Genomic DNA, 15,060 nt, shown 5'->3' on the forward strand with positions numbered 1-15,060 from the left:
CCTTCGCTTTTTATTCGCTTTTTCTTATTCCGCAACAGTCGAAATCTTGATCGTGTTGGTTGGCAGGTGCTCTTTTACAGGCGTGCTACCAGTATTTACCACCACATCACCTGGTTTTACGAAACCTCTTTCTTTCAGGATATCGATCTGGTCAGAGATGATCTCGTCCAGGCTCTCTTCACCATCATAGTAGAAGGCGCGTACACCCCAGCTCAGACTCAGCTGGTTTACCAGTGTTTTTTCTTTGGTGTAGATGAACAGTGGAGAACGTGGGCGGTAGCTGCTCAGCATAAAGCCGGTGTAGCCGCTCTGTGTCATACCGATCAGTGCATCTGCGTCCAGGTCTTCCGCCATTTTACAAGCGTTGTAGCACAGGGCATCGCTCAGGAAGGTCGGAGAGTGACGGTGAGGGATCAGGTTACGGTTATAGATAATGTCTTCTTTTTCTACCTCGTCGATGATCTTTCTCATGGTCTGGATCACCAGCTCAGGGAACTGACCAGTTGCAGTTTCACCGCTCAGCATCACGGCGTCAGCACCTTCCAGTACAGCGTTAGCTACGTCGGTGATTTCGCTACGGTTAGGACGGGTACGGTCGATCATGCTTTCCATCATCTGTGTAGCCACGATTACAGGCTTAGCACGGTGGATACATTTACGGATGATATCTTTCTGGATCATCGGGATCTGCTCAACAGGCAGTTCCACACCCAGGTCACCACGGGCGATCATTACGCCATCGCTTTCCCAGATGATTTCCTTCAGGTTAGCAATTGCCTCAGGTTTTTCGATCTTGGAGATCACCTTCATTTTGGAATTGCGCTCTTTCAGGCGTTTGCGGATCAGGTGGAGGTCATCTACGTGCCTTACGAAGGACAGGGCAACCCAGTCACAATCGTTGTCGATGATGAATTCCAGGTCTATCACGTCTTTTTCAGTCAGTGCCGGCAGAGACACTTTGGTATCTGGCAGGTTGAAGCCTTTTTTGGAAGACAGTACACCTGGCAGGGATACTTCCGCTTTGATTTCGCCATCAGCGGTGATTTCCCTTACTATGGTTTCGATTTTACCGTCGTCCAGCAGGATCTTCTGGCCTGGTTTAACGTCTTTGTGCAGGTCTGCGTAGGAAACATAGATCTTCTTTGCATTACCTACCACTTTCTCATTTACGAAGGTCAGGATCTGACCGGTTACCAGTGGTAATGCGTTGTTTTCGATTTCACCAACACGCAGTTTAGGTCCTTGCAGGTCAGCCAGGATGGCTACATTGTAAGGTTCAGTTTTGTTGATCTGACGGATATACTGGATGATACGCAGTTTATCTTCGTGAGAACCATGCGAGAAGTTCAGACGGAACACGTTAACGCCAGCGCGAACGAGTGCTAATAATCCTTCATAAGTATCGCAGGCCGGGCCAACGGTTGCTACAATTTTCGTTTTGTGCAGGGAATGTGCACGGGAAGCTTCATGATCCATCTGTTTATGTACGTATTTTGATAAATCTTTTGTACTCATAGCTCTATTTTTTAACTCGCAAGTATTTTGACCATCTTTAACCACTCCGGATCGAGGTGTTCTTTAGCCTTGATAGCCTGCTCCAGCGGTGTATATTGGATTTTGTTGTTTACAATACCTACCATCACATTTGAAGTACCGTTCAACAGTGCTTCTACTGCAGCATACCCCATACGGCTGGCCAGGATACGGTCCTGACAGGTAGGAGAGCCACCGCGCTGAATGTGTCCGAGGATGGTTACGCGCGTATCCAGCTGAGGACAGCTGGTTTTTACCATACGGGCTACTTCTTCAGCACCACCCGCAATGGAACCTTCCGCTACTACGATAATATTTACCAGTTTTCTGCGGCGTTCGTTTGTCTGGAGGTCTTCGATGATGTCCTGAACATCGATCAGGTGCTCCGGAGTCATGATGTGCTCAGCACCAGTAGAAATACCACTGTGCAGGGCAATATAACCTGCATCACGTCCCATAACCTCTATAACAAATAAACGGTCGTGCGCGTCAGCGGTATCGCGAATCTTGTCGATCGCATCTACAGCTGTGTTCACTGCCGTGTCAAAACCAATCGTGAAATCAGTACCCGCAATATCCTTGTCAATAGTACCAGGCAAGCCGATGCATGGAATATCAAACTCCTTGCTCATCTTGTAAGCACCATTGAAAGAGCCGTCGCCTCCAATAACTACAATACCGTCAATGTTGTGTTTCTTGAGGTTTTCATAGGCTTGTGCTCTACCTTCAGCTTCATAAAATTCCTTGCAACGGGCAGTCTTTAATATAGTACCCCCGCGCTGAATAATATTAGCGACAGACTTGGACTCCAAGGGAAATATCTCGTTCTTCAGCATTCCCCTGTAGCCATACATAACACCATACACATTTAACTGATGGTAAATTCCGGTTCTTACGACTGCACGAACAGCGGCATTCATGCCCGGCGCATCGCCACCGGAAGTAAGGACTGCGATGTTAGAAACTTTTTTCATAGTTATGTTTATTTCCCTCTCTACTTTTTTATGTTGGATTCAGGGAATCCTGACTTTTTTTTAAGCTTCCTCCTGCCCTTATATACCCCGAACGTGTGATATTGCATTCTCCATTTCCAGTCTCCTCCAGTACGTTTTTTCCTGAAAATCACGCTGCTTATGCATAAATTGCCAGGAAAATATCTAAGTGGCGCACAAAAATAACATTTTGCGTATTCTTTCTAATAGTATTCTGATGAATTACACGAAATTTTCATTTTTAATTAACTAACGTGTCAAAATTTTTAAAAAATATACATAGATATAATTTAAATACAAACCTGTAAATGATGCAAATGAAAACAAGTCAACCTTCAAAATCTATCTTTACCTTATTGTATTTACTCATGATAACAGGACCCGCAATGGCACAACAGTCAGGAATTACTTATCCGAACACTAATAAAACGGATGTTACAGACAATTATCACGGTACTTCCATCGCCGATCCGTACCGTTGGCTCGAAGATGATAACAGCGCCGAAACCAAAGAATGGGTAAAGGCCGAGAACGCTGTCACTTTCGACTACCTTAACAAGATCCCCTTCCATGGTGCTGTCAAAAAAAGACTGGAGGAACTGTGGAACTACCCGAAGATTGGCGCCCCCTTCAAAAAAGGCGGCTATTATTATTTCTTCAGGAATGACGGTCTCCAGAACCAGTCAGTTCTCTACCGCCAGAAAACACTGAACAGCACCCCCGAGGTATTCATCGATCCCAACAAGTTCTCCGCAGCTGGTACCGTAGCCCTGGGAGGCATCTCTTTTTCAAAAGACGCCAAATATGTTACCTACCAGATCGCCAAGGCAGGTTCCGACTGGCAACAGGCCTTTGTCATGGAGGTGGAAAGCAAACAACTGCTGAAAGATTCTATCGACTGGATCAAGTTCAGCGGTATCTCCTGGCGTAAGGACGGTTTCTATTACAGCCGTTATGACAAACCAACAGAAGAGAACAAGCTATCCAAAAAGAACGAATTTCACAAGGTATATTACCATAAACTGGGTACTTCCCAGGACCAGGATGAGCTGATCTTCGTCGATAAAGAGCACCCGCTGCGTAACTGCGGGGTACAGGTGACAGAAGACGAACGTTTCCTGATCCTGCACCAGAGCGAAGGTACTTCCGGTAACCAGCTGTTCTACCGGGATCTCCAGGATGCTTCCCAGAAGGACTTCCATCTGCTGGTAAAAGGCTTTGAGTTTGAGCCTTCTGTAATAGATAACAATGGCGATAAGCTGTTGTTGCACACCAACGAAGGCGCTCCTAACTATAAAGTGGAGGAGATCGACCCTAAAAACCCTTCCAGCCGTAAAGTGATCATTCCTGAACAGCAGGAAGTCCTGCAATCTGTAGGTACCGGTGGCAAGCGGCTGTTCGCCTCTTACCTCAAAGATGCTGCTTCCCGCGTAGCACAGTATACCTACGATGGTAAACTGGACTGGCAGATCGCATTGCCGGGTATAGGCACCGCCAGCGGTTTCGGCGGAGAGACCGATACGAGGGAATTCTTCTATTCCTACACATCTTTCGTTAACCCGGTCACTATCTATAAATACGATATCGCTACCGGAAAATCGACCCTGCACGCTAAGACCGAGGTGAAATTCCGCCAGGAGGACTACGAAACCAAACAGGTGTTCTTTACCAGCAAAGACGGTACCCGTGTACCGATCTTCCTTTCCTATAAAAAAGGTATTAAAAAGGATGGTAAGAACCCGGTGTTACTGTATGGTTACGGCGGATTCAATATCCCTATGACACCAGGCTTCAGTGTATCCAATCTGTTCTTCATGGAACAGGGGGGCATCTATGCGGTGGTTTGTCTCAGAGGAGGCAGCGAGTATGGTGAAGCCTGGCACAAGGCCGGTATGCTTGATAAAAAGCAGAATGTATTTGATGACTTTATCGGTGCAGCTGAATACCTGATCAGAGAACAATACACCAGTTCCTCCAAACTGGCTATCCGTGGCGGTTCTAATGGTGGATTACTGGTAGGGGCCTGTATGACCCAGCGTCCGGACCTGTTCAAGGTAGCGCTGCCGGCTGTAGGTGTAATGGATATGCTGCGTTTCCAGAACTTTACCATCGGATGGGCATGGGTAACTGAGTATGGTTCCAGCGTTAAACCTGAGCAATTCAACTACCTGATCAAATATTCACCACTGCATAACCTGAAGGCAGGTACGCAATATCCGGCTACGCTGGTCACTACTGCCGATCATGATGACCGTGTAGTGCCGGCACACTCCTTCAAGTTTGCCGCAGCCCTGCAGGCCGCAAACGCAGGCACTAACCCTACGCTTATACGTATCGAGACCCAGGCCGGCCACGGTGCGGGTAAACCTACCTCCAAACTGATAGAAGAAGCAGCGGATGTATGGTCATTCACCATGTATAACCTGGGTATGAGCTTTAAATAAGGCTTTTACAAGATAAAGGAAAAGGGCTGTCCCGTCTTCGGCGGACAGCCCTTTTCTATTCAAACCTGCCGGAAAGAACAGGCAACTTTGTATCTTTAAGGGGGTAGTTAATCGTATGGCCGTTCCATCTGAAAATTCCACGCTGCCAGCATGATGGTGACGGAATGAATAGATTCCTCCAGTCACATCGTAATTGGTAATTCGTATATGAAACTGAAATCGTAATTTTAGTAAAAGGCATAGATCATGAAGGTATTAATCACAGGAAGCAACGGATTATTGGGCCAGCACCTTATCCCAGTTTTTTTGGAGGATGGCCGGTATCAGGTAATAGCCAGCGGAAGAGGACCTAACCGTCTGCCGCAACAAAAAGGATATACCTATGAAGCGACTAACCTGCGGGATGCTACCAGCGTGAAGCATCTCCTGGACAAGCACCAGCCGGATATACTGATCCATGCTGCTGCCATGACACAGGTAGACGACTGCGAACGTAACAAAGATCTCTGCTGGGACACTAACGTAGCCGCCACCCGTTACCTGCTCAGGGCTGCCGAACAGCACAACACCTTCTTCATTTTTCTGTCTACCGACTTTGTATTTGACGGTTTGCAGGGACCCTATGCAGAAGATGCGGCGGTGAATCCTATCAGCTACTATGGCTCCAGTAAAGCTGCTGCAGAAAGTATGGTACGCGGCAGCAAGCTACCCTGGGCGATCATACGTACCGTGCTGGTATATGGTGTCGCAGCCGACTCCAAACGCAGTAACATTATCACCTGGGTGAAAAACAACCTGGAACAGGGCAAAAAGCTCAAGGTCGTGGATGACCAGTGGCGTACCCCAACCCTTGTACAGGACCTCGCCGCAGGATGTAAACTGGTGGCAGATAAAAAAGCAACCGGCACTTTCCACATCTCCGGTAATGAAACGCTGACCCCTTATCAGATGGCTGTACAAACAGCCAGTTATTTTAAACTGAACACACAGCTTCTTGAAAAAGTCGATGCCAAAAGCTTCACTCAACCTGCCAAACGCCCCGCTAAAACAGGTTTTGTTATAGACAAGGCCGTGAAAGAGCTGGGTTTTGCTCCCCACAGTTTTGAAGAAGGACTGGAAATCGTAGCAAAAGAGATTTAATGTATTTGTAGCTCCGTTTCCCGGATTAAGCTGACGTTGTTATTGCGCAGAGAGTGGCGAATGCCGGTCTCAGGGAGAAGTATGCCTGATAATAATTAATAATTAGTAATGCATTGCCATCATTGAAAGCTGCGTAGGAGGCTTCGCAGGGAAAGTGTATTGTGTAGGCCTCTGATGTGCTGACAGTTATAAAAAACGCCCGGCAGTTAACTACTGCCGGGCGTTTATATTAAAAAGGTATTATTTCTGGATTTATTAAAATAATGACATCCATCGTTGGCTTGTATTTTTTGGAGATGGAATCCTTCATTTGCGTCGTATCGGCAGCTGGCGTATTAAATATCTCACTGATCAGAAAGGTAGAATCGGGTCTTGCAACCACTTCTACAGGCTGCTTCCAGGCTCTTCGCGTATGATACATCTTTTCTGCCGCTTTCCTTGTTTTATACACACTGAAAGCAACTGCATATTTCAATGTTTGAGGTGTCGCTGCCACCGCTGACTGGGCGACGCTACCCTCTGTCGCCGGACTTGCAGCCGGTACCTGTTCCACAGGAGGAGGCGTCGGGTTGACCGCACTTTCAGCCCTTGTGATCTGCGGCCGGTTCTTATTCACAGAATACCATACCACACCTGCTGCCACAACACAGGCCACCGGAATGGCGACCCACAACCAGCGTAACCTGGAAGGGATCTCCTGCGCATATCCGTCATATTCGTAGTCATTACCGGCCGACGTCGGTGTGGCCGGCGTCGTCGTCACTGTTGGCGTAACAGCCGCTGGTGCTGCAGCAGGGGAAGACGAGGGCGCAGCAGCTGATGAAGACGATGACGGAGATGCCGTCAGGTGGTCTACGACCTGCTTATTCACCATTTCCTTGGTACCTACAGTCACTTTATGACTCACGTCCTGCCGGATCACCGGACTTACATGTAATACATCACGTGTCAGCGCCGGCGGTTCCTGTTCAAAGGAGATCCTGCCAACCGCGTTTGCATGCAACACACCTACGCCCGGTATCTCCAGCCGCTGACTCGTTTTCAGCGTCTTCCTGAGATCTTCCAGGTACTTTTCCATCTTCAGCTGTGCTACCGCAGGCACCAGGTGCTCTTTCTGCGAAATCCAGTCCAGCAGCCCTCCGTCATTAGTCAGTGTTTCCTCAAACGTAATGATCTCTCCGGGGGGTAGAATTGTCTTGCTGGTAACATCGTAGCGGGCGGGGGTATGTGTGAGCTTAAACACGCCTAATTGGGGCAGACAGCAGATATGCTGTCTGAACAAAATTTCCTGTATGTATTGCTGTAGTACCACGTAGATATTCCTGTTAATATAAAATGACTCAGAAGAAATCGGAATTAGGAGTTAAGAATCAGGAATTATATTTCTGGACCGATTAAATCTGTCAGACAGTTGATATGAAAAGCATTTGTAATGACTTCAGGCATTTACATGTCAATTCCTAATCCCTAATTCTTAATTCTTTCTGCAATTTTACGACATTAAAATTTAACCATCACACCACCTACTACATTCACCCCGTAAGTAGGGTATCCGTACCAGCGCTGGTATTTAGAATTAAACAGGTTGTTCGCATTTATCCAGAGGTTGAAATTTTTACCGATGTCATAATTGGCGCCCGCACTGAGGTCCCATTTGCCTTTGGTCTTGTCGAAATCCTGCGTGGCAAATACCTGGTAGTAGGTGCCGCCCAGGTAGTACAGGTTCGCATTCAGGTGCAGGTTTTTAAGCAGGGTGTACTGTGCATAGGCGTTTGCCTGGAAAGGGATCAGGCCCCATGGCTTGATCTCAGTTTTCTGCTTGTTGTAGTTAAACCAGTCAAAAGCCAGTCGCAACTGGAATTTCTCTTCCTGGATATACCCTATTTCTGCATGCAGATTGAATGCTTTCAGCTCCTCTTCATTCTTTGTATAGAAGGTTTTACCATCAATACTGTCGTTGATGAACAGGGGCATGTTATGCCAGGTGATCGCTGCAAATTTGGTGTTGTAGTTAAAGTGACTGCCAATAGAACCTTTGATACCGGTGTATTTCTCTTCCACCCTGGTATTCAGGATTCCTTCGTCATAGCTGCCAATGAACGGATTCTGGTTAGCCAGGTTACGGTAGCTGTTCTTATTGATATAAGAGATCCATCCACTGCTCAGGATCACTTTTTTATAGATGATATGTGACTCGTTCACGATGTCCGGCAGCAGGTAGAACTTGCTGTTGGTCCAGGTCGGATTCACACCTGCATGGAGCATAAAGCGTGGTTTCACGATCTCCAGTGCCGGGTGGATAGCCACCACATTATTGTTGAACTGTTTCTGATCATCCTGTTTGAAGGAAGACAGGTCAAAGACGCCTTCCGCCTTCAGGTGGATGTCTTCAAACAGCTGTTTGGATACAGGTATATTGAAGATAGCAGTGGGTTCCCTGCGTTTATAGGAATCACTGAAGTAAATAAATTTGGCTGTAGGTTCAAATTTGAACGCCCAGTCATTCAGTGTCCTGTTCTTTGCGCCTACCTGAGCTGTGAACTGGCTGAATGCCTGTTTTACCTCATTTTTTTCAAATTCCAGCTGCGCATGATCGTAGCCATAGTAATGTATCTGGTTCCGGTCATAGCCAATGCTGCCACTGAGTTCCCACAGTGGGGTGAAGTAAGCGCCTGACCCCAGGATATTCAGCGCACTGTAATCCTGGTTTTTGATAGGACCTTTAGAGGAGGTATAATTAAGATAGAGTCCTGCATTATATTTCTCCTGGCGTCCGGTACCGAAGCCCGCCTGTATCAGTGGCGTACTCAGGTTACCATAACCTGCCTTAATGAAGTTGTTCTGCAAACGGCTCAGCGAATCCTTACCCAAAGCCAGTGGCTTCAGGGGAATAGGCTGGTACATGAAGTAAAGGTTCAGCCCGGGCACCTGGTATTGCAGGGTAGGACGGGTTGTGTCAAACCCTGGCAGGGATGCCGTCAGGTTCAGCTTTGCCGCATCCCGCAGTTTAGGGCGGTAATTGGAAATAATGTCAATGGTTTCTTCTTTGAGTTCCTCTTTTACTTTTTGTGCATATGCCTGTTGCTGCGTCAGGATACCTGCACTGCAACCTGCTACTGCCAGAAACCGGTGAATATATTTGATATAAGCGTTCATGCTAACTTAGTTCGGAATTATTTACTTGGATTTAATTTTAGAGGCAGCCTTTTCGTCTGCTTCTGCTTTGGCCAGTTTGTCTTTCGCTTCCTGTTTCAGTTCTGCGATCTGACAGTTCTCAGCGATACTCTGGAAGGTAGCTTTTGCATTGAAATAGTCTTTCTGACGGGAATAAACATCTCCCAGCAGAATATATGCTTTCGCTACCCAGTATTCGTAACCAGGAGTATTCTTGATCACTTCAAAGCCTGCTTTTTCTGCACCTGCCAGGTCGTTCTTCTGTAACAGGCAGTAAGCCAGATTGTAGCGTGCTTCCGCACCGATCTCTGATTTTGTCAGGCCTGCTGCTATCTTATATTCTTTGATCGCTTCATCATAATTCCCACCTTCCTGTTCGGCACGACCCAGGTAGGCATGACCGATGATCTGGTCATCTGTACTGATATTACTGCTGGACAGGAGGATCTCCGCGTAGCTGTTCACTTCATCCCAGTGTTTCAGCTGGTAGTTACTGCGCAGTAAACCGCGTGTGGCAGCAAAGGTGTTTTCCTTGGTGGTAGAAAGATCCTGCAACTGCAGATAGTAAGTGCGGGACTTCTCATAATTCTTCACCTGGTAGTAGTTAATATTCGCCGCCTGTAACGCTGCACGTTCTGCATACAGACTGTTATTTTTAGTCAGTACAAATTCGTAACCTGGTAAGGCACCTGCATAATCTTTGTTATTATAGGTACATTCTGATTTGTAGAAGTTAGCCGGTAATACAAATGCACCATTCGGGAATTTCTGCAGGTAGCTGTTGAAGGCTACGATTGCTCCTGCACAGTCGCCATTACTGAATTTCGTTTCAGCAGCAGCATAGCTCAGGGAGTCTTCTGCAGATGCGCTGATGTTTTGTCCGGATGCTTTCAGCAATGCGATGTAGGCGTCCGTTTTACCCTGACTTACATAGATGTCTTTTACAGCAGTTAAGGCTGCCTGTGCTTCCGGAGAGTTTGGATATTTCTCTATCACCTGGCGGTAATAGGAGATCGCCTTATCATCATTGTCACTGTTGAAATAACACAGACCCAGTTTCAGCAATGCACGGGGTGCATTCGGACCGTTAGGCTGTTTCTGTAATACCGTTTCCAGGTAAGGGATGGCTTCTTTATATTTCTCATCAGCGAGATATGTATTCGCAATTTCCAGGTCTGCATCATTACCAAAGCCGGAGCTCGGGAATTTATTGCCCAGCTGCTTCAGCAGGGCCACTTTCTCATTCACCTTACCCTGAATACCCAGAATGATCGCTTTCTGATAGGTGGCATAGTCTGAACCTGGCAGATTATTGCTGATGATCCTGTCATACAGGGCCATAGCTTTCGGATAGTCTTTCAGCATATAATAACAGTCAGCACTACGGAGGGCCGCATCTGTAGTGATACGTGCCGCATTCGGTCCGGTAGTGCGCTGTGCTGCTTCGAAGTGTTGCAGGGCACGGGTATAGTCTTCTTTTTTCAGCAGACTGTAACCCATGTTGTAGCTGGCTGTCTGGGCGTTTGCTTCACCGGAAGCAGGTACCGCACCAGTCAGATACGTGTTCAGGTAACGGATCGCGTCATCGGTTCTGTTCTGGCGCATAGAGATCTCTGCTTTCCAGAAGTTGGCCAGTTGCACGAGGTTCTTGTCATATGGATTCCTGATAGCCACATCCAGGAGGCGGTTCGCTTCTGCCAGTTGCTGGTCATTGATCAGTTCTGTCGCACGGCCGTACGCCACTTTCTGATATGCTTTGAGCACGGCAGGTGTTTTCTCCGGCATCGCCTCAATGATGGTCAATGCATCATTGAAGTTGTTGGTATTAGCAAAGAGGTTCACCAATATCTCGCGGGCTTCTTTGTTATAAGCGGAGCGCGGGTAGGCGCTGATAAAGCTGGTCAGCTCTGTGATAGCGGCATCCTGGTAACCCAGTTCATAAGACAGTTTACCATAGTTAAAGCGGGAGATCTCCTGTTGCTGTGGATTGGCACTGTTACGGGCACAGAATGCAAATGCGTTACGCGCGTTGGCTTTCTGATTGGTACGCAGATAACAGTCTCCCAGCAGGTACATGGAGTTTTGACCCAGGGAGTCTTTTTCACTGCTCAGTTGTTTGAAACCGTTGATGGCTTTACTGAAGTTGCCGGTCTGGTAATAGCTGTAAGATAGCTGGTAGATATCTTCTTTCCTTACTTCGTCAGCATTATCATGGAATTCCTGCAGATAAGGCAATGCCTTCTGGTACTCCTTTCTTTCGAAATAAGCCTGACCCAGTAACTGTTTCAGTTCAGCTTCGTAGTACAGTCCACCTTTTTTAACAAGCGGTTCCGCATAACTGATCAACTGGTCTTTTTTATTCTGGAAGTAATAGATCTCAGCGATATAATAAGGTACAATTGTGCTGTATTTAGGATCGTTCACAACGCGCTGAAAGCTGGTAAGTGCGTCGTTATACTGGCGGTTGTAGTAGGAGATGAAACCGTAGTAGTAGTTTGCCGGCATATAGTATTTACCGGGAACTTCCCTGATAGAGCCGAAGAGTGGCTGTGCTTTTTTGAAGTCTTTTACATTGAAATAGCAGTAGGCCAGTTCGAATTTGGCTTCCGCAATTTCGCTGTTGGAAAGGTTTTCAATATTGGCTTTTTCATACAGGGGAATAGCCTCTTTCAGCTTATTCTGATGGAAGTAGTACTTCGCCAGCTGATAGCTGAGCAGCTGCTCCCGGGCGTTGTTGTTGTAGTTGGCGAGGAACTCCAGCGCCAGCTTTTCTCCGTTGGCCTGACCCAGTTTGAGGGCGCAGACAGTATAATAATATTGGGCGTCAGTCTTGACAAGACTGCGGTTAGTCTCCTGGAAATAGGGGATGTTATCGATCGTTTGACGGAACAATTGCATTGCCACGGCGTATTTTTCCTGCTGGAAAAGTTGCTGGGCATCTTTGAAAACTTTATCCGGCTCTGTGTATACGCGGGTCTGCTGTGCTTTCGCCACAGGGCCAGCCAGTATACAGAAGGAAGCCAGGAATAAGTACCAATGTCCGGAAACAAGAAACTTTCTTAAGAATTGCATGCTTTTAACCTGTTATAACTGAAATTATGCGTTTAAAACGGACCCTGCACAGAAATTATTTTCTGGTCAGGATCAATAAAGTATTTGTTTGAGGGAGACAAAACAGCAACAAATATAGCTATTGGATTTAATTAAGCTATACGCCGTCTGTCTTAGAAGGCGGGAACCGGCCGGCCGGCACCCTGATACGCGGAACCTGTCTCTGGTACTGTTTGCCCTGGTCCTGAATTAAGGTGTTGACTTGCAAGAATTAAACCAACTTACTAATAACGGTATACCCCCCTGAAATAATTGCCTGCGTCAATAATGTTTTTTTGAAGATAATGATTGTTGGCCTGTTATTCTCATGTCTCCGGCGGATAGTTGCTCCCTGCCGCAGGAACGCTGTTAGGAATGGATGGTCTGTATCACCTGACATTAACAGCCTTTTAATTGTTTATTATTAATCATATTTTTGGCGGATGCTATAAACCTGAACTGAAACAGATTATCTAACACGCCTGCTGATGCCTTTGCCGGTAAGCAAGGGTAAGCAATAATCGCAGGAAAAAACCAAATCTTTATGAGTAAACTCTTTACTTCGCGTGTAAACACCGGCGCCGTTAACTTTGCCATGCTGATATTGCGGGTAGTTTCCGGGGCAATGATGTTCACGCACGGATGGGCGAAACTGAATTCCTTTTCTGCAAAAAAGGCTAGCTTCCCTGATCCGCTTCACCTCGGACACGCCGTATCACTGTCGCTGACAGTTTTTGCGGAAGCCCTGTGTGCGGCATTGATCGTGGTGGGATTACTGACACGGCTGGCCGCTGTTCCGCTTGTGATCTGTATGGGAGTAGTGGTGTTTATGGTAAAGAAAGGAGCGCCACTGAATGAAAATGAAATGGGTATACTGTTCCTGGCTGCTTTTACAGCCATATTATTTGCCGGTCCGGGTAAATACAGTCTGGATCACGTGTTTGGAAAAGGGAAATAGCATCCGGGCATCATCAGAAAGAATAAATTATGTTTATACAGACTACAGAGATTCGCGTACGTTATGGCGAAACAGACCAGATGGGATACCTTTACTATGGTAATTATGCACTTTACTACGAAGTGGGACGTGCGGAAGCCATCCGGACACTGGGTTTTACATACGCAGAACTGGAGAAACAAGGCATCATCATGCCCGTAGCGGAACTCAATTCGAAGTACCTTCGCCCGGCTTACTATGATGATCTTATAACAGTGAAGACTATATTGAAGGAATTGCCGGTCGATCATAAGATCAGATTCCATTCAGAATTATATAACCAGAAAGGTGAGCTGCTCAATGTAGGCGTAACCACCCTGGTATTCCTGCATGCAGACACCAGACAACGTTACGGCATGCCTCCGGTAATGATGGAGTGCCTGGCGCCTTTTTTTGAAAAAAGCCTCTAAATCATGTCAATACAAGCGGATAAGGTAACAGTAAGCATCATCACCATCGGCGATGAACTGCTGATAGGACAAACGATAGATACCAATTCAGCCTGGATGGCGCAACAGCTGAATGCCATGGGGATATGGGTGCACCGCCGTGTAGCCATAGGAGATGTGAAAGAAGCTATCCTGGATGCATTGGATAAAGAAGGCGCCGTGTCCGATATCGTGTTGATCACGGGCGGACTGGGGCCTACTGCCGATGACATCACCAAACCTACTTTATGCGAGTACTTTGGCGGCACGCTTGTAAGAGATGAGATCACCTATCAGCAGGTGATGGCCTTTTTTGAAAGCCGTGGCTTACCAGCCCTTAAACGGAATGAAGACCAGGCACTGGTTCCGGATGTAGCCACCGTATTGCACAATACCAGGGGTACCGCTCCTGGCATGTGGTTTGAAAAGGATGGCAAGGTATATGTTTCTATGCCAGGTGTGCCCCTGGAAATGAAAGGCCTGATGACCGATCATGTCCTGCCGCGCCTCCAGGAATACTTCCGGTTACCGGCAGTGGTGCACCAGACATTGCTGACTTCCGGTATGGGAGAATCTTTCGTGGCAGAGCGGCTGGTACATTTTGAAGCCGCTTTACCTCCGCATATCAAACTGGCATATCTGCCTTCCCATGGTCTGCTAAAATTACGGCTGACCGCTTCCGGATCTGATAAGATCTCCACGGCTGCCGCCCTGTCTATCTATTTCCACCAGCTGAAAGAGATACTGGCAGATATTACAGTATACGATGAGGACCTGACCATGGGAGAGGTGCTGGGCCGTACCCTGCATGCAAAGGGCAGGACAGTAGGCACCGCCGAAAGCTGTACCGGCGGGTATATAGCGCATAGCATTACACTGGTGCCGGGTAGTTCCGCCTGGTATAAAGGTGGCATCGTGAGCTATGCCAATGAGATAAAGAGCGCATTGCTGGATGTCAAACCCAATACCCTCCAGGCGAACGGTGCTGTCAGTGAAGCCGTTGTGCGGGAAATGGCCAGAGGGGCACTCGAACAGTTACAGACTGATTATATTATAGCGGTGTCGGGTATTATGGGACCAGACGGAGGTACGCCTGAAAAGCCCGTAGGCACCGTATGGATCGCAGTTGGTAGTGCGAAGGAACTGGTGACAATGAAGTACCAGTTGCGTTTCGACCGCCTGACTAACATACAGATGACAACAACTTATGCGATGAATGAATTGAGGAAGTTGATAGTATAAACCTTACTTTTGTTTCCGTA

Annotated in this window: 10 protein-coding genes; 5 read left to right on the plus strand and 5 right to left on the minus strand. The window is 47.2% G+C overall.

What is annotated here, in order from left to right; all coding sequences use genetic code 11:
- Nucleotides 1–24 precede the first annotated feature (24 nt).
- A complete protein-coding gene (pyk, locus tag GWR21_RS26890; RefSeq protein WP_202928995.1) occupies nucleotides 25–1,515 on the minus strand; it encodes a pyruvate kinase in 1,491 nt (496 codons plus the stop codon).
- Between the two features lie 11 nt (nucleotides 1,516–1,526).
- Entirely contained in the window at nucleotides 1,527–2,507 is a 981-nt protein-coding gene (pfkA, locus tag GWR21_RS26895; RefSeq protein WP_162334802.1) for a 6-phosphofructokinase, read from the minus strand.
- A 386-nt stretch (nucleotides 2,508–2,893) separates the two neighbouring features.
- Between pfkA and GWR21_RS26900 the strand changes: the two genes are divergently transcribed.
- Together GWR21_RS26900 and GWR21_RS26905 are read left to right on the plus strand one after the other, a co-directional pair.
- Nucleotides 2,894–4,969, plus strand: coding sequence for a prolyl oligopeptidase family serine peptidase (locus GWR21_RS26900; protein WP_238430031.1), 2,076 nt, complete (start codon nucleotides 2,894–2,896; stop codon nucleotides 4,967–4,969).
- A 246-nt stretch (nucleotides 4,970–5,215) separates the two neighbouring features.
- Nucleotides 5,216–6,109: an SDR family oxidoreductase gene (locus GWR21_RS26905; RefSeq protein WP_162334803.1), complete on the plus strand. Its 894-nt coding sequence runs from the start codon at nucleotides 5,216–5,218 to the stop codon at nucleotides 6,107–6,109.
- Between the two features lie 229 nt (nucleotides 6,110–6,338).
- On the opposite strand, the gene GWR21_RS26910 is transcribed toward GWR21_RS26905, so the two are convergent.
- The 3 genes from GWR21_RS26910 to GWR21_RS26920 form a co-directional block, all read right to left on the minus strand.
- Nucleotides 6,339–7,421, minus strand: coding sequence for an HU domain-containing protein (locus GWR21_RS26910; protein WP_262888472.1), 1,083 nt, complete (start codon nucleotides 7,419–7,421; stop codon nucleotides 6,339–6,341).
- 188 nt (nucleotides 7,422–7,609) lie between these two features.
- Complete coding sequence (locus tag GWR21_RS26915) at nucleotides 7,610–9,265, minus strand: TonB-dependent receptor (protein WP_162334805.1); 1,656 nt, start codon at nucleotides 9,263–9,265, stop codon at nucleotides 7,610–7,612.
- A 21-nt stretch (nucleotides 9,266–9,286) separates the two neighbouring features.
- Nucleotides 9,287–12,355, minus strand: coding sequence for a tetratricopeptide repeat protein (locus tag GWR21_RS26920; RefSeq protein WP_162334806.1), 3,069 nt, complete (start codon nucleotides 12,353–12,355; stop codon nucleotides 9,287–9,289).
- A 562-nt stretch (nucleotides 12,356–12,917) separates the two neighbouring features.
- Here GWR21_RS26920 and GWR21_RS26925 point away from each other — a divergent pair.
- The 3 genes from GWR21_RS26925 to GWR21_RS26935 are packed head-to-tail and all read left to right on the plus strand — an operon-like array spanning nucleotide 12,918 to nucleotide 15,040.
- A complete protein-coding gene (locus GWR21_RS26925) occupies nucleotides 12,918–13,331 on the plus strand; it encodes a DoxX family protein (protein ID WP_162334807.1) in 414 nt (137 codons plus the stop codon).
- 29 nt (nucleotides 13,332–13,360) lie between these two features.
- A complete protein-coding gene (locus GWR21_RS26930; RefSeq protein ID WP_162334808.1) occupies nucleotides 13,361–13,780 on the plus strand; it encodes an acyl-CoA thioesterase in 420 nt (139 codons plus the stop codon).
- A gap of 3 nt (nucleotides 13,781–13,783) precedes the next feature.
- On the plus strand, nucleotides 13,784–15,040 hold the full coding sequence (locus GWR21_RS26935) for a CinA family nicotinamide mononucleotide deamidase-related protein (RefSeq protein ID WP_162334809.1): 1,257 nt from the start codon (nucleotides 13,784–13,786) through the stop codon (nucleotides 15,038–15,040).
- Nucleotides 15,041–15,060: the final 20 nt, after the last annotated feature.

Origin of the sequence: Chitinophaga agri (genome assembly GCF_010093065.1) — a bacterium.
Classification (GTDB): Bacteria; Bacteroidota; Bacteroidia; order Chitinophagales; family Chitinophagaceae; genus Chitinophaga; species Chitinophaga agri.